Raw genomic sequence first — 21,864 nt, 5'->3', positions numbered from 1 at the left:
TTTAGCCTCCGAGTAACGCAATGCTGCGATCGATTAATTGGTTTTGAGCGCTCTCGTCCAAGCTATTTTTTAACTGGCTTTCCACCCTTTCTAATGCCATTGAAGCAACTCTTGCTCTGAGTTGAGCGATCGCTTTTTCTCGCTCTGCGTCCAGCTCTTGACCTGCTGTTGCTTTCATGCGTTCAACGTCCTGCGCCGCTTGAGCTAGAATTACTTCTTTGGCTGCGATCGCATTTTCTTGTGCAGCGGCTCGAATCCGTTCCGCTTCTGCTTGAGCCTGAGTCAACTTTTGCTGTTGTTCTGCTAAAGCTGCTGCTGCATCTTTTTGGCGCGTTTCTGCTTCTTTAATCGCTTCTTCGATCGCACTGCGTCTTTCGGTGAGAATATTTCCCAAAACGCCGCGCCCGAAGTAAAACAGCAATCCAATAACAATGCTCAGGTTAATCAGGTTGGTTTCTAAAATATCGAAATTTAAACCGAAACCACCTTCTGCGCTAGCTTCTGTGGCTAGCAATAAAACAGTCCCCATGATACTCTTCCATAATTGCGCGTGCAGGTTGGACGAACCGATTTTAGATTTGAGCTTTTTAAAATTACCCAAAAATTAAAACTGTTCGATCGAGCTATTTGACCAATGCTGTGCCTAATAGCTTTTCCAGAATTTGTCGGCTCAGGGTATCTACCTCTTGTTCTAGCGAGCGCATTGCCTCTTGTTTTTGCTGCTCTATCTCAGAGCCTGCCTTTTCTCGTGCCGCTTGAGCTTCTTTTTGAGCATCAGCTACTTTTTCCGACGCGATTTTTTTGGCATCTGCTTGAGCCGCAGCAATTACGGCTTGAGACTGTTTGCGAGTTTCTCCCAGTTTTTGTTGGTATTCCTGCGCTAATTTCTGGGATTTCACCAAGCGTTCCTTAGCTGAAACTTGAGTGGTACGAATGTATTCGTCCCGCTCGTCCAGCATCTTAGTCATGGGCTTATAGAAAACCGCATTCAGAATTACCGTCAAAACTAGGAACTGCAATGCCATCAAAGGCAAAGTTGCATCAAAATCAAACACTTTTAGTTCCTCCTTGTTTTTGGGGCGGAAAGACATCCGCCCCTTTTTTGCAGTCCTTCAGTATTAAGCGAAAGGATTAGCAAACAGCAACACCAATGCAATAACCAGACCGTAGATGGTCAGGGATTCCATGAATGCTAAGCTCAGCAGGAGAGTACCGCGAATTTTGCCTTCTGCTTCCGGCTGGCGGGCAATACCTTCTACTGCTTGACCGGCTGCATTACCTTGACCGATACCAGGTCCAATCGCGCCCAAACCAATAGCTAGACCGGCGGCGATAACAGAAGCAGCAGCAATTGTCGGATTCATGATAAATTTCCTTAACCTTAGTGTACAAAATGAAAGACAGATATTCGATAGTTGGCAATTAGTCATTAGTCATTAGTCATCAGTCATTCATTGGACTCGTGACTTCTGAGATATTGCTATTAACCGTTCGCCAATTCAGGGGAGTTAATCGTGATGTTCGTCGCCGTGTCCTTCCAGTGCTTCGTGAATGTAAGCTCCTGCCAAGGTGGCAAATACCAAGGCTTGAATCGCACTGGTAAACAGACCCAACATCATTACGGGCAGAGGTACGAACAGGGGAACTAATAGCACCAGAACCGCTACCACTAATTCATCCGCTAAAATGTTACCAAATAAACGGAAGCTTAGGGAAAGAGGCTTGGTGAAATCTTCCAAAATCGCGATCGGCAACAAAATGGGGGTTGGTTCGATGTACTTTTTAAAGTAACCCAAACCCCGCCTGCTGAAACCCGCATAAAAATATGCCAGAGAAGTCAGCAAAGCAAGTGCTACCGTCGTGTTGATGTCGTTAGTCGGAGAAGCTAGTTCGCCTTCTGGCAACTTAATTAGTTTCCAAGGAACTAAGGCCCCAGACCAATTGGATACAAAAATAAACAGGAACAAAGTGCCAATAAATGGCAGCCAGGGACGGTACTCTTTCTCGCCAAGTTGATTTCTAGCCAAGTCTCGAATGAATTCTAAGGCATACTCCATGAAGTTTTGCATTCCGCGTGGAATTCTCTGCATATTGCGAGTTGCCAACAGGGATGCTGTTACCAGGAGAGCAATCACAATCCAGGAGGTAATGAATACCTGTCCGTGAACTTTGAGACTGCCGATGTGCCAGTAGAAATGCTTACCAACTTCTAACTCAGCGAGGGGAAAAGCATTAAAGGCATTTAAGACATTTAGCATTTCCATTCACAAGAAGTTCACACAGTGGAGGGTTCACCGACTGCCTGACCCGTTTTGCGGGTCGGGAACAAACAGGCTTTGCAGCATATAAAAGACGATCGCGGCTTTATATGTCAGAAATCCCAAAAATATGGGCAAAATCTGTAGCTGATTCCACTGAGTTGCTACTACTATCAACCCAATAAATACAGCCAACCTATTTTTACTCAGACTCGTCTTTTGCGGGCCGATGCGCTCAACGTCTTTGGCCAACATTCTCAAGTAAACCACACCGGCGATCGCCCCAATCAAGTAATTTAGGGCAATGTTGAGCGAATAAAAAATCCATACCGAGACAAAAACTATTCCCGTGAAGGCGAGCGAGACTACAAACAACTGTTGCTGAAGTTTGTAGAAATCTTGCATAGTGTCGGTGGACTCCGGTTCGGACGAACCTATCTGAGAGATGTCCCCCGTTTCAGCGATCGATGCGCGAGATTGATCTGACAAGGTTACTTGACTTTCAAAGCAGTCGGTGTTAGTTGACTCCCACTACAATTAATTCGGTTAAAACCGTCTTGTAGCGACAAGTGTGACAAACGTTACAGCTCGTACACTTCACATCGAATAATACCATGCACAGGCAACATAACTTAAAAAAAAATGAATTTTTCGAGCGACTTCTGAGAAAGGTCTGTACGAGATACTGACCCACAGCAAGCGTGCCGAAATTTTCCGCAGCCTTGCCCCATAAAGATTTTACCCTCATAGCAGAACAGCAGTCGTGTAAAAGACCGATCGCCCTTAGCACAAAAACTATTTTTCGACCAGAAACATAAACATTTGTGATTAACCGTCCAAATTATATAATTTTTTGATATATTGCTGGTCGGTATGCGATTTCAGTCCTCTGTAGACAAGGCATCTGGCCTGTGAATTTCTGCGGTTAATTAAAATTCGATATCAATCAATCACCTTAAACTCTTGAAGCGCCGGGAGAAAGTTTTTATTCTCGTGGCTCGATCGGCTAAGCTTAATTAAAGCAAACCGCTGCAGAGGCTGCAAACTCGCCCACTGTGCCAAACTAATCACAACATCCAACTCTTGAGCTTTTGCAGAAACAGACTCCGGTATAGTTGCAGCATCCATCCAGGGCGGATGTTCATCAACCGCCAAATCAGTTCCCGGTTGACCAGTCTGTTTGATTAATACTTGGTTTAACTGTTCTCGGTAATCGCTAATTTCTGATGCAGTCAAACAAGGTAACTCGACAAGCATTTGACGTTCCGCTTGGTTGAAGTGATTCCAATCTTGCAACTTTAGTTTAATCCCGCAAGTATCTAATTTCAGTCGTACCTGCATCGGAACGCAGCGCAGGGCTTCTACAAAGTCAGCTTCAAATTCAAAGAACATATATTTAGGGAGTTTGTTTGATTTGTGATTGAGATTTTTTTTATTTACCGCAGAGGGCGCTGAGGGCGCTGAGAAGAGAGTAAGAGAGAGAAGAAGTTGAGTAGGAAGTTTGTTGGATTTGTGATTGAGATTTTTTTTTATTTACCGCAGAGGGCGCAGAGGGCGCAGAGGAGAGCGTAATAGAGAGAAATTGATGCAGGTTTCTTGCTCTCAATTAATAATTGCAGAAAATCGAGTCAGGATTTAGAATTAAATAATATTACATAGTATTGACATGAATCCCGTAGACTACCTTCGGATTAGTTTAATCGACCGCTGCAATTTCCGCTGTCTCTACTGTATGCCGGAAGGTAGCGAGTTGGACTATGTATTGCAGCAGCAGTTGCTAACTCACTCGGAATTGCTAACTCTGCTGCGGGAAGTTTTTATACCTGTGGGATTTACTAAGTTTCGGCTGACTGGTGGGGAACCGCTGCTGCGCCCTGGGGTGGTGGATTTGGTTGGGTCGATCGCATCTTTGCCCGAAACGCGAGATTTGTCAATGACAACTAACGGCTTTTTGCTGGCGGGAATGGCCGAAAATCTATACAGTGCTGGTTTGCGCCGGATTAATATTAGTTTGGATTCCCTGGAACCGGAGACTTTTGATCAGATAATTGGTAGTCGGGGCCGCTCGCGCTGGACGCAGGTTTGGGAAGGAATTCAAGCGGCTTATCAAGTTGGATTCGATCCGCTGAAGTTGAATGTGGTGGTGATTCCTGGTGTGAATGATGGCGAAATATTGGAGTTGGCAGAATTAACTATTAACCGGAATTGGCACGTTAGATTTATTGAGTTTATGCCGATCGGCAATGGGGATTTATTTGGCGATAAAGGTTGGGTAGCTTCGGCAGATTTGCGGCAACAAATTAACGAAAAATACGGGTTAGCGGAGTCGGGAATTCGCGGAAACGGGCCGGCGGATGTGTTTCAAATTCCGGGGGCGAAGGGTACTTTAGGATTTATCAGTCAAATGTCTGAGTGTTTTTGCGATCGCTGCAACCGGATGCGTTTGTCTGCTGACGGGTGGCTGCGGCCTTGTCTGCTGAACGAAACGGGGCAAATTGATTTGAAAACTGCTTTACGGAATGGGGTGTCTACGGTTGAATTGCGCGATCGAGTGCAGCAGATATTAGAGATTAAACCGGAGATTAATTTCAAGCAGCGAGATTCGGGAACTACTCAAGGCAATTATAGCCGCACAATGTCTCAAATCGGCGGGTAATATCAATTCCGGTAACACCGGAATGATGTAGAGGAGACGGCAGTGCCGTGTCCCTACAGTATTATTTTCGGTAGGGACACGGCACTGCCGTCTCCTAATTTCCGTTTAAGATAAACTTTGTAAATCTTCCTCAGATAGCTGGGCTATTTTCATCAAGGCTCTTAAGGTTCCAATTTTCAAATCTTGATTCCGGTGAACAGGAATTGACAAAATTTGTTCTATTTCGGGGTTTTCATAGATATGATGACTGCCAGTTACTCTTTTCAAAACCCAACCTTTCTGCTCTACTATTTTGCACAGTCGCTTCCCTGAAATAGATTTCATACAGCAATTTCAACAATTTTATCTGTGGAAGCAATTGCTTCACGACTATTAGCAACATCGAGCCAACCTTCAATGGCATCTTTTAAATTAGCCATCACTTCTTCCATAGTATCTCCTTCGGTAATGCACCCAGGAAGTGCGGGAACTTCAGCCCAATAGCCACCTTCTTCTGCAGGATGAATAATTGCTCTAATTTTCATACATTTATTGATTCATTTGTTAAGAATATTATAGCCGCACGATGTCTCAAATCGGCGGCTAATTATCTGATTATGCTGCTGCTGTAGCTGGTAATGGCGCACATCTGCCTAATTTTTCCCAATCGGGTGTCACAGGCTGATAAGCGCAATAACATACAACAATTCGCTGGCTGGTATCAAAGGATGAGAATTGGTTGATACCGGTGACAACCCAGTCGCCATCACGTCCATGAGTAATGCCACTGCTGGTTTCTGGTTCCATTTGAGCATACTCGCGGATGCGATCGCCCACTTCGGGCAAAACCCCAGAACTGTCCCACTCTTCATGTAGGATGTCTGTTAAAGAAGTTCCTGGCATCAACTGACGGTTTTCCCATCCAGTCGCGTCCATAGACTCAGATTTGTAAACAATCCAGGTTTCATTTGTCATTGTCTGTTTCTCCTTGTGAATTTTCTGGAGGTGCAAATGATGTCTGCTGACCGTAGAAGACGCAATCTACTTTAAGAATACTGTCTGGAGTCTTCCTGATTGTCTTGAGTTTCCAACCGTATCGTCGCTCCATATCGCGACATTTTTGAGGGCTGGTAGCTGAATGAATGTTTTCTTCCATCGTGTGAATTTCTTGTAAATCAATGGCTAAAACTCCCCTCCCAAGACTTGTTGGGCCGTCAAGTTCAACTGCGGAAAAGTCGGCGATATCAGCGCTTGTTCCCCTTGAAAAACCCCAACTTCGACATACTCACCTGATTCTAGTCGTAGTACCGCTACTATCTCCTCTTGAGGGTCAACAATCCAATATTCAGGGATGCCCCGCGCCACATATTGAGCTCGTTTACTAATGTAATCGCGATCGCGCCCAATTCTCCCAGGACTAACAACCTCAACCACCAACTGAGGAGGCGGCATATCAAGGGTGATAGTTAGCCTAGATGCTGTCAGCAAGATGTGTTCGGGGCGCAAAACCACTAAATCTGGGTAGCGGTTAGCAGCATCGCCCTCGCGCAATATAGGAACCTGGATTTCGCACAAGTGAAGTTTGATACACCGCCAAGGGATACCAGTATTGACAAGCACTAAAAACAGATAGCTGACAATGGCGGTATTGGGTTCGGATTCGGGTGGCAATGTTACTAACTCTCCATCAATTAATTCGTAGCGGTTGTCGGTGTCGTCCTCATAGGTGAGGTACTCTTCAAAGGTGAGTTTTTGTTTTTGGGCTTGTGTCATCTTTTACCTTCCAGGATTGCTATTGTTATTAAAATGTTTATACATCCATTTTCTCCTTGTAAATCGGCGGCTAAAACTCTCCTTCCAGGACTTGTTGGGCCGTCAAGTTCAAATGCGGAAAAGTCGGCGATATCAGCGCTTGTTCCCCTTGAAAAACCCCAACTTCGACATACTCACCTGATTCTAGTCGTAGTACCGCTACTATCTCCTCTTGAGGGTCAACAATCCAATATTCAGGGATACCCCGCGCTGCATATTGAGCTCGTTTACTAATGTAATCGCGATCGCGCCCAACTCTGCCTGGACTAACAACCTCGACAACCAACTGAGGAGGTGGCATAGTTTGGGTGATGGTTAGCCTGGTTGCTGTCAGCAAGATGTGTTCGGGGCGCAAAACCACCAAATCTGGGTAGCGGTTAGCTGCGTCGCCCTCCCGCAGGATCGGAACTTGGATTTCGCACATATGTGTTCTGATCAGCCTCAGTGGGATGAACCCGCTACTAGCCAGAGTGAATAGTAGATAGTTAGCAATGAAATTGTTGGGGCCCGATTCTGGTGGCAATGTTACTAACTCTCCATCAATTAATTCGTAGCGGTTGTCGGTGTCGTCCTCATAGGTGAGGTACTCTTCAAAGGTAAGTTTCTGTTTGTGGGCTTGTGTCATCTTTTACCTTCCAGGATTGCTATTGTTATTAAAATATTTACACATCCGAGGGAAGCGGCGGTCGCAGTGATTTTCATTGAATAAACAAGCTGGGTAGCACTGTCCGATCGACACGGGGCGATCGACTCGACATCTCCGACACTTGGCACGGCTGCCACGGCTCCAAAATTGCACCATATAGCTCGGTGTGGGTGAGTTTGAGGTAGATTGGATGGTGAGGACTGCCACGGCTGGCACAATTGCACCTAACCACGGTTGGAGCGGTGGGAGTGTTGCGGGTCTAGCGCGGTCGCTCGGAGCGATCGGACTGTTGCCAGTGTCGGAGCGGTGGCGGTCTAGCTTTTTTGCGTCACACTCGCACGTTACAACAGCATACTTTTAAAAAAACTAAAATCGACAGAAAACCCGCCACGGCTATGGTGTAGCGGGTTTAACAGGATTAAAGGGTTTACGTCAAGATATAGAATTACAATAGATTTTAAGTGCTGTCTCTCTGTACTTTTCACAGTTTATTTACATTCTATAAGCTATGATGTTAAATTCTCTTTTAATTCTTCCCGAAAATAACTTAATATCAATTCCAGAAAATAACTTAATATCAACTGTTGCCGATAATGGTAAGTCTATAAAAAATAAAATTGATGCTTTAAACGATAACAACATCACTAAAAAATATCGTCAATTGAACCTTTTTATTGATTTTCAACCAGATAATCAGCAACGTTTAATTGATAATAATCTGTATTATACTCGAACAAAAAAATTTATTGAGTTGTTAGAAAATGTGCGTGCTGTATATTTCGATCATAGAATAAATAGTTACAAATTTAACCCATTTATAGAATGTCACAACTCATTCCAAAAATCAGGAAGGATAGGCAATCTTTTGGGATACACAATAGAAGGAATGGTTGTAAGAGAATGTAATAGTGATGTAAGTAAAAATGCTAAATGGGCTAATATCGCACGGTTTATTAGAGAAGACAAAAATACTCTTAGTAGCTTAGTAAAAAAGGTTTTTTGGTATCCTTTTTTGCAAAACCCAAATAACTATAATGCGATAGGAACAGGTTTATTGTCAACAAAAAACAATCAAGCTTTGGGGGGATGGTTTGACCCACAGAATCCGAGGGATATATGTTGGATTGATAGCGCGACCAAAGTAAGAGAATTATTAGTTTCTAATAATATAACTACAGGAAAACGCCGAGATGCTGGAATTCAACTAAAGGTAAGCACCATGAGAGATGGTTATTATGTCACTAAATATTTTAAAAATCAGTCCGTTCACACCCTTTACCCTGTTGTTTATTTTGACTTAGGCGATGACTTTTATAAAGTTAAACAAAATTTACTTAACCTTTCGGCATCTGATGTAAAAGCAAATACTTTATTTAGTGATAATGTCGAGTTTAAGGAAAAAATTTCAAGGGCGGATATTGTTGATATGATGTTATATCGAGGTCGAGATGTAGATGAGTCATTACACGAGGAGCTTTTGTACTATAAATCGATTTTTCATAAGTTAGCATTTGGTAAAATTAGCTTTTGGGATTTGATAAATAATGACAAAGTAATTTATGCCTTGATTATCGACTATGTGGATAAAAATGTTGTTTGTGATAGTCCCTTACTCACCATTCCTTATATCTGATGAACTATATAACTACAAGACTTGCAAAGCTTAGGCGGGAAAAGTTTAAAATTATGAATCAAAGAATAAAAAGATCGGGGCGATTGTCTCGCTGGCAAGGTATAGCGCGGTCGGAGAGGTTGGAGCGGTGGCAGGCAGTGTCGGTCGGAGCGGTGTCAAGGTGGGAGCGGTGGCAGTGAGAGAGCGGTGAGAGCGCGGTGAGTGACGGTTTAAGCAAGTTTATTGTGTCGAGTTGTCACATAAATAGTTTGCGTGTTATAGAAATATTGGTGAATGGTTTGAGCTACTTTCAGAAAAATCAGAGGATTAGATAGAAATTATGGCAAAGAAAAGCGTTCCCCCTTTGGACAATATTGTTTACTATCCGCGTGGTATTAGGGTTCTTTGGAATGATGAACCAGGTGTTGTAGATCGTGTGGTTATTAAACCACAGTACGAAGATCAGGTTCGTTATGACATACTATTGGATAGTGAAATTTATGAAGAAGAACCCGACATAAAACGTAATTCAAGTTATCACGAGTTAGTGGAAGAAAGAACGGGAAAAAAGAGGACAGATGGTCAATATGTTGAACCTCTTAAAGAAGTAGAGTATTGATGATTCTGAAAAACCCGCCAGAGTTGGTGTCTAGCGGGTTTGATAGGGTTAAAGAGTTTATGTCAAGACATACTCATCTTTTGATGTACAATAATTTTGTAGCAACACAAGTATAAAGGAATAAAAATCATGTTAAAAAACATTAATCAAATTAAATATTTACCGACTTTAGCATTCTTTTTAATCAACATAATTATTATTGCAAACCCTTTACAGGCTATTGCTCAGCGTAGATTGTCTGTTTATAAAGGTGATATACCTGGTAAGAATCCAGGTTGTTCTATTATTTCAATGGAAAGTCTTACCAACAGTGAACTTGGTAAGGAGTTCTTAAATTTAACAAGAGGTATAACACCTGAACAGGCGGATGCAATTATAACTGGTAATCCTAGTATACCTCATTGGTCAGTAGAAGGGTTAGCGGATAGTCAAATGCAGTGGAGTAGAAGTGATGGAAATCGCAGTGTTGAAATACTATTAAGATTTAAATACAGACGTTTAAATGAATTTTATTTGATTATGAGAAATGGTGATGCTGCGTGTGCGATAACAGTTGAAAAGTGATTAAAGACTTATTTTACAATGATAAAATAGTGTGTATTCATAAAGGTTGTATGGCTTAGGCGGGGAAATGCGGCTTTCCCCGCCTAGGTTTTTTTATAGATGTTTCAGCCTCTAAATCAGGATATGCTCTTATCCTGATTTAGTAAAATAACGTGCCTGATATTTGTTGGTCTTATTAACTGGTTCCCAGGCTAGAGCCTGGGAACCGAGATCCAGAGGCTCTGCCTCGCTAGCGGATAAAAACAAAAACAGGAGGCAGATGCTCATGGAATGTGTTCCCAGGCTCTAGCCTGGGAACGAGCAAACACCTACGCTTTGCGCTTACGACGGCGAATCAGCACACTCATCACTTGCTTCGGATTAGCTGCACGTTGTACGGGACTCCAATCGCCAACTTGGGCAAATCCCAGGCGGTACAAGGTGAGTATAGTTTCCCTGACACCCTTGGGCGAACCTGTCACTGTTACACACACCACATCCTGTTCCGATTCTGCTGCTGAGTCGTCATTTGGCCGATCGAATTTGTTATCGTCAGGCAAGAATTCCTGTGACATAATTATGTTCTCCTGGTTTTGGGTTTTCTAGAAAAACCCAAAAACCCAGCCGCCCCGCATTTCAACACATAGCAGGGCGGCTACAGAGAGTGTTATCATACTCCGTTAGCCTCCAGACTGCTGTGATCAGTTTGGCGGTTAGCTGTCCATTGCTGTTGACGCAGCTTTGGGCAGTGCAACTAGATTTTTGGGCGACGCGGGCTACTTCCTCTACAAGCAAAGCAACCTCTAACTTCAAAGCGTATCCATATTTGGGGGCCTGTGTCAATCCATTTGGGATTTGGGATTTTACCAGGCTCTAGTTCAAGTAGGGTGCGTCAGTTCGTAGATTGTCGATTTTTACCGAAAATAAGGACAACTGACGCACCCTACGACTCAACTCGGTGTGAGCAATATTAGCGCTAGAGTTATAATATGACAATCAATTTAAAAAGTGCGATCGATTTTGTTATCATCAACCCAAAAACTTGCACTCAAGGATAACTATGCTGCACAATCTTCAGCAATCTCACCAACAAGAGATACAGACTATTACTCAAGTTTTGGCAAAAATCACCAGCCGCACGCCGGATCAGATTAAACCATTACTAGATGCGATGCTCAAACAGCTAATTGAACCTCAACAACGTCCATTTTATGAAACAGCTACCCCAACAGAATGGTCAATAGCATTTCAAGAATGGGTTGACAGTCATCGTGCCCTAAATCTCCCCACTCTTTCAGATGAAGCTATTAGCAGAGAGAGCATTTATGGAGACAGAGGTTAAATGCCGTTTCTCGTAGATACAAACATACTGCTGCGTAGCATCGATACAGCACACCCAATGAATCATGATGCTGTCAATGCCGTGATTACTCTGCGCGATCGCGGGGAACAACTTTATATCGTACCCCAAAATTTGATCGAGTTTTGGAACGTTTGCACGCGCCCGATCCAGAGAAATGGATTAGGGCGTACTGCAACAGAAGCAGAGGCAGAAATTAATCGCTTAAAACAGCTTTTTCCTCTCTTGTTGGATACCGAAGCAATTTATCAAGAATGGGAGCGACTGGTGATAACGTATAAGGTTATAGGTGTCAACGTTCATGATGCGCGGCTAGTTGCTGCTATGTTAGTTCATGGTTTAACCCATATCCTAACTTTTAACATTGCTGATTTCGCTCGTTATTCACAAATTACGGCTGTTAATCCTCCAACTGTAAAGCCTTGATTAATTGGGAATTTAACAGAAATGGTAAGGTGCGTCAGTTCGAGATTATCCATTTTTAGCGAAAGTAACACTAACTGACGCACCCTACGACTCTTCAGTCGGCGGAGGCCGACTTTGTTTGTGTAGAAGCGGTTTCAACCGCCGAATTATCTTGGTGTTAGCAATATTAGCTGTTTTGATAAGATCGATCGCACTTCATCCAATCCCATCTCCACATCCGCCAAAATCTCCCCCACAGTTCTGGTATTGCAAGCTTGCAGAAACTCAAACTCAGCACTTGACAAATTGATTAATTGGTAATTGCAATCAAACACTTGTTGACTAGGCCAACCGTGCATACAAACACTCAACTCTGGAATTGCCGCCAAAAGTGCCTTATCATCCGACCAATCAATCTTATTAACAGGCTTTTTACCCAAGAAAAACTCGTAATGAGTGATTTCCGTATCCAACAATTCAATTAATCGATAAAGCTCCCGTTCCGTCAAACCCTGAGCTCTTTCCATCAACTCCGGTGCTTTAGCCAAAAGTCTTTCTAATTGCCAATATCCCGGATTTGAAAAACCGATAAATTCTAATCCAGAAGCATCAATCAACTCGAACAAAGTCTCGATATTGTAGTCAATTTCCTGCGGATGAACGTACATATCGGCAAAACATTCGTCTCGCTGATTTTCTCCTGCCCAACGCTGTTTTTCGTACTTGACAAGTCGGTTGTTTTCTGGTAGGGAAGCAAAGATTTCACGACCGACTTTCACACCATCGGGATAGTCGCCTTTTTGAGTTCCTTGGAGCAGGGCGATCGCCCTTTGCATCAATTGAATTTCCCAACGACCCAATTCAGCATACACAAAAATGTGCATCAAGCCACCGCTAGCCAACTTCGCCGCTAAGGCTTGAATGCCCCGGATCGGATCGGGCAAATGGTGCAGCACGCCCACGCAGTTGATCAAATCGAACTCGCCATCTAACTCGGCCGCATCGTAAATGCTGAGGTGGCGAAAATCGGCTTCTCGCGCACCAGATCGGCGACAGCGTTCTTGTGCTACCTTCAAAGCACCGGAACTAAGGTCGATCGCCGTTACCGACGCTTCGGGGTTAAGATGAATCAGATAATCCGTACTCGAACCGGTGCCGCAGCCGGCATCTAAAATCCGAATATCCAGTTTTGGTGGCTTTTGTCCCGTGCAGAAGCTGTAAGCCTCCGGCCAACTCCAGCGCCAGTTGTACCCAGGCGGCGGTTCGTCGGACAAAGGATCGGGTGGAAAAGGGAAAGTATCGTAAAGCCGCCGCACCGCAGCACTGATATCGGGTGAAGTTTCCATAGATTAGGGAAGAGTTTTGAGTTTTGAGTTGGGCTTCGGGATGGGATTGGACAGACGGCTGACAACTGCCTACTGACAACTGCCTACTGACAGCTTCGGCGTAATAAAACTTATCATTTTTTCTCATATAAGCTCTCTTAAATCTATACAATAAATGTCGGCAGGCTTTTTAACAAACCAGGACTGTCAATCACCCACTGCTGAGCTTTCGGGTAAAGCGGAGGGGTCTTTCGGCAAAAAGTAAAAGGCCCAGAAAAAGGCAGAAGAAAATTTTGGATTTTCTTTTTGCTGAATTGACGGCACTTGCTGCGATCGCCCGCTGTCACCTCTCGGGCTAAAAATTTTTGCCAGGGGTGTAGGGGCGAAGCAAGCGCGGAGGCAGTGCCGCGTGTCTGTCTTCGGGTAGGACATTTCCCGGCAGAACGAAAGATCAAACCAAAACATTTTAATCTAAGAAAGTAAGCGCCCCAACCTCTTCAAAGGTCAAGGCAAAAAGTAAACAAAGCAAAATACCTAATGTTACCTGCATGAGAAGGCATGGTTAGTCTGGGTAAATGCTGTAACGATTTAGATAGGGAGCGAAGGAGTCTAATGACTGTAAAAGCAAGTGGTGGAAGCTCAGTTGCGCGTCCGCAACTATATCAAACTGTACCGGTCGCAACGATTTCGCAAGCAGAACAGCAAGACCGCTTCCTACAGCGGGGCGAACTTAGCGAACTGGCAAGTTATTTCAGTTCCGGTGCGATGAGGATCGCAATTTCTGAGACGCTGACGAGAAACTCAGAACTGATAGTATCTCGGGCAGCCAACCGAATTTTTGTGGGCGGTTCGCCCCTGGCATTTTTGGAAAGACCAGCAGAACCAGTGATGGCTGTGGCCGGTGCTCGCGGCGGCTCGGCTAATACCTCTGAGGGCATGAAACTCGGAACTGTTACCTACGTTGAAGGTCGCGCTGGCGGCGGCAACGGCAGCGGCGGGGGTGGCGGATTTTTGGGTTTGGGAAATCTGTTTTCAGGCGGCGGCGGTAACGGCGGTGGCCCAATCCCAGCAGGATTTCAACCGATTAATGTCTCGCGCTATGGCCCGAGCAACATGACCAAATCTCTGCGCGACTTGAGCTGGTTTTTGCGCTACATCACCTACGCGATTGTCGCTGGCGACCCGAATATTATTTCGGTGAACGTCCGCGGATTGCGGGAAATTATCGAAAATGCTTGCTCTTCGGCGGCGACAATTGTGGCAATGCAGGAAATGAAGGCTGCATCCTTGGGCTATTTCAAGAATGATGAGGCCGGACGCGCGATCGTCGCACAGTATTTTGACGTAGCAATTACCGAATTCAAAGCTCCCACACCTTCACCGAAGGTGCGTCAGCGCGAAACCAATGACCAGCAAGGGCTGCAACTTCCTCAAATCTACTTCAACGCAGCGGAAAATCGATCGAAATTCGTCATGAAGACGGGTCTGTCGTCGGCTGAAAAGATTGAAGTAGTCAAAGCAGCTTACCGCCAAGTTTTTGAGCGCGATATTACCCGCGCCTACAGCCAAAGCATTTCTGACTTGGAATCCAAGGTCAAAAACGGCGAAATCTCGATGAAAGAGTTTATCCGCCGTTTGGGTAAATCTCCTCTGTACCGCCAGCAATTCTACGAGCCGTTTGTCAACAGTCGCGCTGTAGAATTGGCGGCCCGCCACTTCCTCGGCCGCGGTTTGAGCTCGCGGGAGGAATTTAGCAAGTATTTTGCGATCGTCACCAAAGGCGGCCTGGCAGCCCTCGTAGACGCGATGGTTTATTCCCAGGAATATTCTGACTACTTCGGCGAAGAAACAGTGCCTTACCTGCGCGGTTTGGGCCAAGAAGCTCAGGAATGCCGCAACTGGGGCCCGCAAATCGATTTGTTCAATTTCAGCGCTCCGTTCCGCAAGGTTCCTCAGTTCATCACCTTGTTCGCAGGCTACACCCAGCCTCTGCCAGACCAGCACGTTTACGGTATTGGTAACGATCCGCTGGAAATTCAGTTCGGTGCGATTTTCCCGCAAGAAACTCGCAACCCCAAAAACCGTCCAGCTCCCTTCGGCAAAGACACTCGCCGGATCTTGATCCGTCAAGGTGCGGGAATTGACAATCAATTGAGCAATCCAGCGGCTCGCGGTGCGAGTCCTGGTTCTCTGGGCCCCAAGGTCTTTAAACTAGACCAGTTACCCAGCAACTATGTGGCTTCTAAGAAAACTGCCCGCGGTGTTTCTAGCAGCTACAGCAATGCTTCTAGTGTCAAATATACCGAAAGTTCCACCCAAGCGGTGATTCGGGCTGCTTACCTGCAAGTGTTCGGTCGCGATGTGTTCGACGGCCAGCGCCAAAAGGTGGCGGAAATTAAGCTGGAAAACGGCGACATTCCGATGCGCGAGTTTATTCGGATGTTGGCGAAGTCGGATGTGTTCCGCAATATGTACTGGAGCAAGCTGTACGTTTGTAAGGCGATCGAGTACATCCACCGCCGACTCCTGGGACGCCCTACCTACGGCCGTCAGGAAATGAATGCTTACTTTGACATTTGCGCCAAGAAGGGTTTCTACGCGCTCGTCGATGGCATCATAGACAGCATGGAGTACAACGAAGCTTTCGGGGAAGATACTGTCCCCTACGAGCGTTACGTGACTCCGGCTGGTTTGTCGATGCGGACAATGCGTACAGGCTCCTTTGGTGAGAAAAAGGTCAACGCTCAAGCAGCGACAGAAACACCTCGGTTTGTTGAACTTGGCACTCCCGGGTCTCCTGGTGATGTCGAGTTGCAAAATCGCATCGCTCAAGGTGTCAGCAAGCGGCGCGAACAAACTAAGGTGTTCAAGCTGACAACTACTTCGGACAAGGTAGCTTTGAAAACTTTAATTCAAGCTGCTTACCGTCAAGTTTTTGAACGCGATTTGAATCCCTACGTTGTGAAGAATGAATTCACGGCGCTCGAAAGCAAACTTGGCAACAATGAAATCAATCTCAAGGAGTTCATTGAAAGTTTGGGTTGTTCGTCGCTGTACGTTAAACAGTTCTACGCACCTTATCCCAATACTAAGGTGATTGAGTTGGGCACGAAGCACTTTTTGGGCCGTGCTCCTCGCAATCAAGCTGAGATTCGGACTTACAACCAAATCTTGGCTAGTAAAGGGATTAAGGGCTTTATCAACGCGATGTTGAACAGCGTTGAATATGCCGAAGCGTTTGGTGAGGATGTTGTTCCTTACCGTCGCTTCCCGACTCTACCGGCTGCTAATTTCCCGAATACTGAAAGACTGTACAACCAGTTGACTAAGCAGAATTCTGATGTTGTGGTTCCGAGTTTTGAGCCTGCGGCTGCTACTGACAGAAGTTAGATTTATTTGAGTTTTTGGATGTTAGATTACAAGTAATTTAATATCTAAAATTAGTGCAAGGGCTGGTGTAATTGCCAGCCCTTTTTTATTACAGGTTTGTTGTGGCGCTGTACTGCGGTTGTTATTGTGCCGCAACTTTTTCGACTAATCTGCACTGACTTGACTCTTGGCTTTAGCTGGTCGTCTTCCCCAAGGCTTTAGAACCGAGATCCCAATGATGACAGCGAGAGAAAGCACTTGAATTAGAGTTCCGAGCAACACACCCTTAGCATCGAATCCGTAGACTGGATTGCTAAGGGCTTGTAATCCTTCTTGCGCTGACAATTTTTCAGCAGCATTACCCCACGGAAATAGCCAGAAGGTTCCAAATACAACTAATCCAGTCGTTAGAACCCACTTTGCAATCACCCAGTAAAACTTGGTAAATCCATAGTTCGTTACCCAACAAAGGAACGTTGCTGTAACGACTGAACCAATGGCTGAGGGAATTACAATCCAGTCATCCAGTAGATTAATTGCAGAATCGAGAGCATTCAGTACGTCGGGGTTGGTTGACTTTGTGTTTCTGTGCGACAAAAGAAACATACTCAAGACGGCTCCTGTCCACAGTGCGGCAAACCCAACGTGTGCTGACAGCAACCAGTTTTTTTGATTGATACTCAGTTTTGGCATTTTCCCTCCTAAGCTGTTGCAATTTGCAAACCGCAAAAATCTCAGCCCGCATTGATTTAAGCTGTGCGAGCCATAAAGTCAATATATTGATAGTTAATATATTAAGTAATTTAGTAAAAGTCAATAGTGAAGGGCTAATACCGCTAGAGAAAATTCTGAACAATTCGATCGAGGAGCTTCAAAGCGGTTTCTTGCTCTGCTTCTGGAATGTTCTCCGTTGCCTTTTTAATTGTCTCGGCGCCAACTGCTGGCAGGACATACATGAGCTGCTTGCCTTCGCCTGTCAGCCAAATTCGCACGATACGGCGATCGTCAGCGTCACGTTCTCGGTAAACAAGGTTGCGCTCTTCCATGCGATCGACTACTCCTGTCAGTGTTGCTCCCAACTGCTTGAGCTTGTCAGCGATTCCTGAAGTTGAAAGACCGTCTTCTTCCCACAGACAGCATAAGACAAGGTAGTGAAATGGAGTTATACCGTAGGGTTCAAGCCGTTCTAAAAAGTCGCGGTACATCACTTGAGACGCAAGTTTCAGCTTGTATCCCAAGTTGTAAGGAGCCAGAGCGTATTTCCATTGCTGGAGAAATTCAGCGTTCGACGATGAATTAGGCATTTTATAAAGGCTTTGGCTGCTAAACCAAATAGTTAATTTGTTAACTATTCTATGCCGATCGCTGCACTACCTGTCTCAAACCATAGCCCTAGCAACCATCTTCAGCTTACCTAACCAAGCACTTCACCAGTAAGCTTCAAATATTCTCGTTCCGCGGCTGAGCCTGGGGACGCAGAGTCAGAGGCTGTACATCGTATTTATAAATTTATTTAAATTGACAAAATTCTAGCATCCGTTTGATTTTTGGCAACTGTCTTTCCGATTTCCGAAAAGCCAGCCAAATCCGATTAGTCACAGCCTGTCCAGGTTTAAGCACAAGTGTCAAGCGATTTTCTTTCACCCAATTTGCACACAAGTAATCGGGAAGCACGCTCAAGCCAAATCCGCATTCCACGGCTTGTCGAATTGCTCTTAAATCGGGAATAATTAATCTGGGTTGAACGTCGATTCTGCTGCCAAACACGACGCGCCAAAAGCGGCGGGCGATCGGCAATTCTTCGCTGTAAGCAATCCAAGGTTGAGTTAACAGCCATTGAGAAAGTGGTTTTAAATCTGTTTGGCTGATTCCTTCATCAATTAAAATCGCCGCATTTGGCGGCCCGACTAGCCAGAAATTTTCCTCGAATAGCAATTCATATTCTATGTCAGATAAGGTAATTTTTTGGGTGGCAATTACAATGTCTAGTTTTCCGGCTTTGAGTTGTTGGATCAACTCCGATGTTAGTCCAAATTGGATTGTGTAAAAAGTACGATCGTCCTGGGGTAATTTATCCAGAATTTGCTCTGTAAAAAATTCTTGGGGCGTACCGATTCTGATGGTTTGCGGTGTTTCGGCGGTGGAGTTTTTGTGGGGAATTGATTCGAGTTTCTCGATCGCACCAGCAACTTGAGTATACAGTCTTTTTCCCGCTTCCGTGGGTACCATCCGTCTCGGAGTCCTTTGAAACAACCGATTTCCCAAAGCTGACTCTAGGGCTGCGACTTGTTGGCTGACAGCCGGTTGCGTGAGGTGGAGAACTTGGGCCGCCCCGGATACGGTTCCGACGCGGTAAACCTCAACAAAGCTGCGATACCACTCAAAGCTAATCATAAATATATTTATAGTTATACGAAAGTTTTATAATTTGTATTTTAGATGAATTCGACCTAGGATGAAAACAATAGCCACAAAGACACCCGCAAAAGGAATAGACTATGACTAGCCAAAAAGTTCTGATTGTTTTAACCAGCCACGATACTCTCGGCGACACTGGCAAAGAAACAGGTTTCTATCTTCCAGAGGTGACGCATCCATTGGACGCATTTACTAAAGCAGGATTAACGGTGGATTTTGTGAGTCCAAAAGGTGGCAAGGCTCCCATAGTTGGGATTGATTTAGAAGACCCGCTAAATAAGGCTTTTTTAGACGATGCGAAACAAGTTTTCCGAGTGGAAAATACTCTCAATCCTGCACAAATTGACCCGGCAGAATATGGTGCTATTTTCTATGCTGGGGGACACGGGACAATGTGGGATTTTGCTAACAACCAGGAACTTGCTGGGATTGCTGCTGCTATTTACGAAGCAGGCGGGATTGTGGGTGCTGTCTGTCACGGGCCGGCGGCGTTAGTCAATCTTAAGTTATCTGATGGCAAATATTTGGTTGCTAACAAGACTGTGGCTGCTTTTACTAATGAAGAAGAAGCTGCTGTGGGATTGACTGACATCGTGCCGTTTTTACTGGAGGCGAAGTTAATTGAACGCGGGGCAAATTTTACCAAGGTTGCTAACTTTCAAGTCTGCGTTGTGGCGAGCGAGAGACTCGTGACAGGTCAAAATCCCGCTTCCGCAGCAGGTGTAGGCGAACGAATGGTAGAATTAATCCAAAATAGCGCTGTATAATCTCATGAATCGGTGCAGCCAATAGTTTTAAATCTGTCGCGGGATTCGCTGAAGCAATTAGATTTGAGGTTTGGGATTCCAGCCAATCTTGACTGATAATCCCAAGGGGGCGGGTGCAAGTGCCTGCCCTTTCTACATTCGGTTAACCGTACTCAAGTCCGCACTTTGAGCCGAGAACATTACTGTCAAATGTTCGTCTTTGATTTTAGCATACAAATTTGCGATCGCCATTTGTTCGATCGAGAGCAATGCAAGTCGTCTTGGAAATTACAAAAATTGCATTGCGGTGCGGAAAACCAACTGTATTTAACTAGGATTTGTGGCGGATTACGATCTACCTCAAGATATTGAATGCAAAATAAAACATCAAAATAAACTGGTTTTTTTCGGATTAGTAAAATAGCTAAATGAATAAGCTATTAGGGCATAATGTTATGAAACACAGAACAGGGTATGGAACTAAATTTACAGAAATTTTATAAAGCCTGCAATCCCAGCTACACCTTGGCAGTAGCAAATCCAGAAGACCGACAATACTATATCGATTTCTCCTCAGTGCGGGGAGGCACAATCGTAGAACAACTGGAGCGCACCATCAGCCGCCTGTCCCCAGATTCACCTACTTGTCAGTTGTTCACCGGTCACATCGGTTCTGGTAAATCAACAGAATTGCTGCGGCTGCAAGCTCAATTGCAGGAGCAAGGATTTCATGTTGTTTACTTTGAGTCGAGTAAAGACTTAGACATGGCAGATGTCGATATCACTGACATTTTGTTGAGCGTAGCTCGTCAGGTGAGCGAAAGTATTGAGAAAATGAAAATCAAGCTGCAACCAACGGGTTTTAAAGCTTTGCTCAAAGGGGTTGCTGATGTTTTTCAAACTCAAATAGACTTGAGGGCTGAAGCTAATGTCCCCGGTTTTGGGGAAATAAATGCTAGCACTGAGGGAGAATTTTCTCTGGCGCTGGGAATTGGCAAAATTACGGCTAAGGCGAAAGATGCTCCGAATTTGCGATCGGAGTTGCGGCAATATTTGGAGCCGCGAACTAATGTAATTTTAGAGGCTCTGAATAAGGAGTTGCTCGAACCGGCAAATCAAGAACTCAAACGTCAAGGAAAACAGGGACTTGTAGTCATTATTGATAATCTCGATCGCATCCACTTGTGCGCGAAACCGACGGGGCGCTTGCAGCCGGAATACCTGTTTGTCGATCGCGGGGAACAGTTGGCAAGACTAAATTGCCACATCGTGTATACAATTCCTTTGGTGCTGATTTTCTCTAACGATTTGGGCCAGTTGACGAATCGCTTTGGGGTAGATCCGAAGGTTTTGCCGATGGTGCCGGTGCAGTTGAGCGACGGTTCTGAGTGCTCTGTTGGTGTGGAATTGCTGCGACAGATGGTTCTGGCGCGGGCTTTTCCGACGGTGGAACCATCTGGGCGCTATGCTTTGGTTGACAAAATTTTTGATTCTGCTGAAACTCTCGATCGCCTGTGTCGAGTCAGCGGGGGTCATGTCCGCAATTTGCTGCAACTGCTGTATAGCTGTCTGCAAAAACAAGACCCTCCTCTGTCGCGGGAAACTTTGGAAAATGTCATCGTCCAGCGTCGCCACCAGCTTACTTTGGCGATCGAAGCTGATGAGTGGGAACTGCTGCGCCAAGTATCAGTTACTAAAATTGTCAGCGGGGAAACTAAATACCAAATTTTGCTGCGAAGTCTCTGGGTGTTTGAATACCGTTATGGTGAGGATTATTGGTTTGATGTCAATCCGATTTTGGCAGATGCAAAAGAGTTTATGACAACAGTCAACAGTCAACAATGATTAAAGGCTCTACTAAAATATTGGGAGTAATCGGTCATCCGATCGCACATTCTCTGTCGCCGGCGATGCACAATGCTGCTATTTCTCATTTGGGAGTCGATTTTGTTTACCTGGCGTTTCCAGTAAAACCAGAGGATTTAAAGGTTGCTCTTGCAGGCTTTGGGGCGATCGACCTTCAGGGATTTAGCATCACGATTCCGCACAAACAAGCCATCTTACCGCTGCTGTCGGAGGTTTCTCCCATTGCTCGGGCGATCGGCGCAATCAATAC

Annotated in this window: 28 protein-coding genes and 1 pseudogene; 10 read left to right on the top strand and 19 right to left on the bottom strand. The window is 45.0% G+C overall.

What is annotated here, in order from left to right; genetic code table 11:
* Position 1: 1 nt before the first annotated feature.
* The 6 genes from IQ270_RS04455 to IQ270_RS04430 form a co-directional block, all read right to left on the bottom strand.
* Complete coding sequence (locus IQ270_RS04455; RefSeq protein WP_193972050.1) at positions 2-529, bottom strand: F0F1 ATP synthase subunit B; 528 nt, start codon at positions 527-529, stop codon at positions 2-4.
* 94 nt (positions 530-623) lie between these two features.
* The gene (locus tag IQ270_RS04450) at positions 624-1,091 is read right to left on the bottom strand and encodes a F0F1 ATP synthase subunit B' (RefSeq protein ID WP_193972049.1); all 468 of its coding nucleotides are present in this window, start codon (positions 1,089-1,091) and stop codon (positions 624-626) included.
* Positions 1,092-1,118: 27 nt separating this feature from the next.
* Positions 1,119-1,364: an ATP synthase F0 subunit C gene (atpE, locus tag IQ270_RS04445; protein WP_193972048.1), complete on the bottom strand. Its 246-nt coding sequence runs from the start codon at positions 1,362-1,364 to the stop codon at positions 1,119-1,121.
* A 144-nt stretch (positions 1,365-1,508) separates the two neighbouring features.
* Positions 1,509-2,264 carry a F0F1 ATP synthase subunit A gene (atpB, locus tag IQ270_RS04440; protein WP_193972047.1) on the bottom strand — a complete coding sequence of 252 codons (756 nt, stop codon included), beginning with the start codon at positions 2,262-2,264 and terminating at the stop codon, positions 1,509-1,511.
* 27 nt (positions 2,265-2,291) lie between these two features.
* A complete protein-coding gene (locus IQ270_RS04435) occupies positions 2,292-2,663 on the bottom strand; it encodes an ATP synthase subunit I (protein ID WP_193972085.1) in 372 nt (123 codons plus the stop codon).
* Positions 2,664-3,200: 537 nt separating this feature from the next.
* A complete protein-coding gene (locus IQ270_RS04430) occupies positions 3,201-3,650 on the bottom strand; it encodes a nitrate reductase associated protein (protein ID WP_193972046.1) in 450 nt (149 codons plus the stop codon).
* 274 nt (positions 3,651-3,924) lie between these two features.
* On the opposite strand from IQ270_RS04430, the gene moaA reads away from it, so the two are divergent.
* Positions 3,925-4,914: a GTP 3',8-cyclase MoaA gene (gene moaA / locus IQ270_RS04425; protein WP_193972045.1), complete on the top strand. Its 990-nt coding sequence runs from the start codon at positions 3,925-3,927 to the stop codon at positions 4,912-4,914.
* A 105-nt stretch (positions 4,915-5,019) separates the two neighbouring features.
* Here moaA and IQ270_RS04420 read toward each other — a convergent pair whose 3' ends face one another.
* The 6 genes from IQ270_RS04420 to IQ270_RS04395 form a co-directional block, all read right to left on the bottom strand.
* Positions 5,020-5,238: a type II toxin-antitoxin system HicA family toxin gene (locus IQ270_RS04420; protein WP_193972044.1), complete on the bottom strand. Its 219-nt coding sequence runs from the start codon at positions 5,236-5,238 to the stop codon at positions 5,020-5,022.
* On the bottom strand, positions 5,235-5,438 hold the full coding sequence (locus tag IQ270_RS04415; RefSeq protein WP_193972043.1) for a type II toxin-antitoxin system HicB family antitoxin: 204 nt from the start codon (positions 5,436-5,438) through the stop codon (positions 5,235-5,237). Before IQ270_RS04415 ends, IQ270_RS04420 begins: the two co-directional genes overlap by 4 nt.
* A gap of 70 nt (positions 5,439-5,508) precedes the next feature.
* Positions 5,509-5,868, bottom strand: coding sequence for a hypothetical protein (locus IQ270_RS04410; RefSeq protein WP_193972042.1), 360 nt, complete (start codon positions 5,866-5,868; stop codon positions 5,509-5,511).
* Complete coding sequence (locus IQ270_RS04405) at positions 5,858-6,049, bottom strand: hypothetical protein (protein ID WP_193972041.1); 192 nt, start codon at positions 6,047-6,049, stop codon at positions 5,858-5,860. The genes IQ270_RS04410 and IQ270_RS04405 overlap by 11 nt, the downstream gene beginning before the upstream one ends.
* Before the next feature lie 26 nt (positions 6,050-6,075).
* On the bottom strand, positions 6,076-6,666 hold the full coding sequence (locus IQ270_RS04400) for a Uma2 family endonuclease (protein WP_193972040.1): 591 nt from the start codon (positions 6,664-6,666) through the stop codon (positions 6,076-6,078).
* A 70-nt stretch (positions 6,667-6,736) separates the two neighbouring features.
* Positions 6,737-7,330: a Uma2 family endonuclease gene (locus tag IQ270_RS04395; RefSeq protein WP_193972039.1), complete on the bottom strand. Its 594-nt coding sequence runs from the start codon at positions 7,328-7,330 to the stop codon at positions 6,737-6,739.
* Positions 7,331-7,859: 529 nt separating this feature from the next.
* Here IQ270_RS04395 and IQ270_RS04390 point away from each other — a divergent pair.
* The 3 genes from IQ270_RS04390 to IQ270_RS04380 all read left to right on the top strand — a co-directional run bounded on the left by IQ270_RS04390 (position 7,860) and on the right by IQ270_RS04380 (position 10,146).
* The gene (locus IQ270_RS04390) at positions 7,860-8,984 is read left to right on the top strand and encodes a hypothetical protein (protein WP_193972038.1); all 1,125 of its coding nucleotides are present in this window, start codon (positions 7,860-7,862) and stop codon (positions 8,982-8,984) included.
* A 319-nt stretch (positions 8,985-9,303) separates the two neighbouring features.
* On the top strand, positions 9,304-9,582 hold the full coding sequence (locus tag IQ270_RS04385; RefSeq protein WP_193972037.1) for a hypothetical protein: 279 nt from the start codon (positions 9,304-9,306) through the stop codon (positions 9,580-9,582).
* Between the two features lie 129 nt (positions 9,583-9,711).
* Positions 9,712-10,146, top strand: a complete 435-nt coding sequence (locus tag IQ270_RS04380) for a hypothetical protein (RefSeq protein ID WP_193972036.1) — start codon at positions 9,712-9,714, stop codon at positions 10,144-10,146.
* A gap of 308 nt (positions 10,147-10,454) precedes the next feature.
* Here IQ270_RS04380 and IQ270_RS04375 read toward each other — a convergent pair whose 3' ends face one another.
* Positions 10,455-10,700 (bottom strand): hypothetical protein, encoded by a 246-nt coding sequence (locus tag IQ270_RS04375; RefSeq protein WP_193972035.1) that lies wholly within the window; start codon positions 10,698-10,700, stop codon positions 10,455-10,457.
* A 61-nt stretch (positions 10,701-10,761) separates the two neighbouring features.
* Positions 10,762-10,968 (bottom strand): hypothetical protein, encoded by a 207-nt coding sequence (locus tag IQ270_RS04370; RefSeq protein ID WP_193972034.1) that lies wholly within the window; start codon positions 10,966-10,968, stop codon positions 10,762-10,764.
* Positions 10,969-11,185: 217 nt separating this feature from the next.
* Between IQ270_RS04370 and IQ270_RS04365 the strand changes: the two genes are divergently transcribed.
* The gene (locus IQ270_RS04365; RefSeq protein ID WP_193972033.1) at positions 11,186-11,467 is read left to right on the top strand and encodes a hypothetical protein; all 282 of its coding nucleotides are present in this window, start codon (positions 11,186-11,188) and stop codon (positions 11,465-11,467) included.
* Complete coding sequence (locus IQ270_RS04360; protein WP_193972032.1) at positions 11,468-11,911, top strand: PIN domain-containing protein; 444 nt, start codon at positions 11,468-11,470, stop codon at positions 11,909-11,911.
* A gap of 146 nt (positions 11,912-12,057) precedes the next feature.
* On the opposite strand, the gene IQ270_RS04355 is transcribed toward IQ270_RS04360, so the two are convergent.
* Together IQ270_RS04355 and IQ270_RS04350 are read right to left on the bottom strand one after the other, a co-directional pair.
* On the bottom strand, positions 12,058-13,236 hold the full coding sequence (locus IQ270_RS04355; RefSeq protein WP_193972031.1) for a bifunctional 2-polyprenyl-6-hydroxyphenol methylase/3-demethylubiquinol 3-O-methyltransferase UbiG: 1,179 nt from the start codon (positions 13,234-13,236) through the stop codon (positions 12,058-12,060).
* Between the two features lie 186 nt (positions 13,237-13,422).
* Positions 13,423-13,647 carry a hypothetical protein gene (locus IQ270_RS04350; protein ID WP_193972030.1) on the bottom strand — a complete coding sequence of 75 codons (225 nt, stop codon included), beginning with the start codon at positions 13,645-13,647 and terminating at the stop codon, positions 13,423-13,425.
* 180 nt (positions 13,648-13,827) lie between these two features.
* On the opposite strand from IQ270_RS04350, the gene IQ270_RS04345 reads away from it, so the two are divergent.
* Complete coding sequence (locus tag IQ270_RS04345; protein WP_193972029.1) at positions 13,828-16,605, top strand: phycobilisome rod-core linker polypeptide; 2,778 nt, start codon at positions 13,828-13,830, stop codon at positions 16,603-16,605.
* A 144-nt stretch (positions 16,606-16,749) separates the two neighbouring features.
* Here the strand turns inward: IQ270_RS04345 and IQ270_RS04340 are convergent, their stop codons facing one another.
* From IQ270_RS04340 to IQ270_RS04330, 3 genes are all read right to left on the bottom strand, one after another.
* Positions 16,750-17,277, bottom strand: coding sequence for a hypothetical protein (locus IQ270_RS04340; RefSeq protein WP_193972028.1), 528 nt, complete (start codon positions 17,275-17,277; stop codon positions 16,750-16,752).
* A gap of 143 nt (positions 17,278-17,420) precedes the next feature.
* On the bottom strand, positions 17,421-17,888 hold the full coding sequence (locus IQ270_RS04335) for a MarR family winged helix-turn-helix transcriptional regulator (protein WP_193972027.1): 468 nt from the start codon (positions 17,886-17,888) through the stop codon (positions 17,421-17,423).
* A 205-nt stretch (positions 17,889-18,093) separates the two neighbouring features.
* A complete protein-coding gene (locus IQ270_RS04330; RefSeq protein WP_193972026.1) occupies positions 18,094-18,978 on the bottom strand; it encodes a LysR family transcriptional regulator in 885 nt (294 codons plus the stop codon).
* A gap of 104 nt (positions 18,979-19,082) precedes the next feature.
* On the opposite strand from IQ270_RS04330, the gene IQ270_RS04325 reads away from it, so the two are divergent.
* The 3 genes and pseudogenes from IQ270_RS04325 to IQ270_RS04315 all read left to right on the top strand — a co-directional run.
* On the top strand, positions 19,083-19,769 hold the full coding sequence (locus IQ270_RS04325; protein ID WP_193972025.1) for a type 1 glutamine amidotransferase domain-containing protein: 687 nt from the start codon (positions 19,083-19,085) through the stop codon (positions 19,767-19,769).
* A gap of 453 nt (positions 19,770-20,222) precedes the next feature.
* A complete protein-coding gene (locus tag IQ270_RS04320; protein WP_193972024.1) occupies positions 20,223-21,593 on the top strand; it encodes an ATP-binding protein in 1,371 nt (456 codons plus the stop codon).
* Positions 21,590-21,864 (top strand): annotated as a pseudogene (locus IQ270_RS04315) (shikimate dehydrogenase); the annotation flags it as partial. The gene IQ270_RS04320 and the pseudogene IQ270_RS04315, both read left to right, overlap by 4 nt.

The organism is Microcoleus sp. LEGE 07076 (assembly GCF_015207455.1).
Taxonomy (GTDB): Bacteria; Cyanobacteriota; Cyanobacteriia; order Cyanobacteriales; family Microcoleaceae; genus Microcoleus.
The sequence above is the reverse complement of the archived record's forward strand: the minus strand, read 5'-3'. Positions and strand labels throughout refer to the sequence as shown.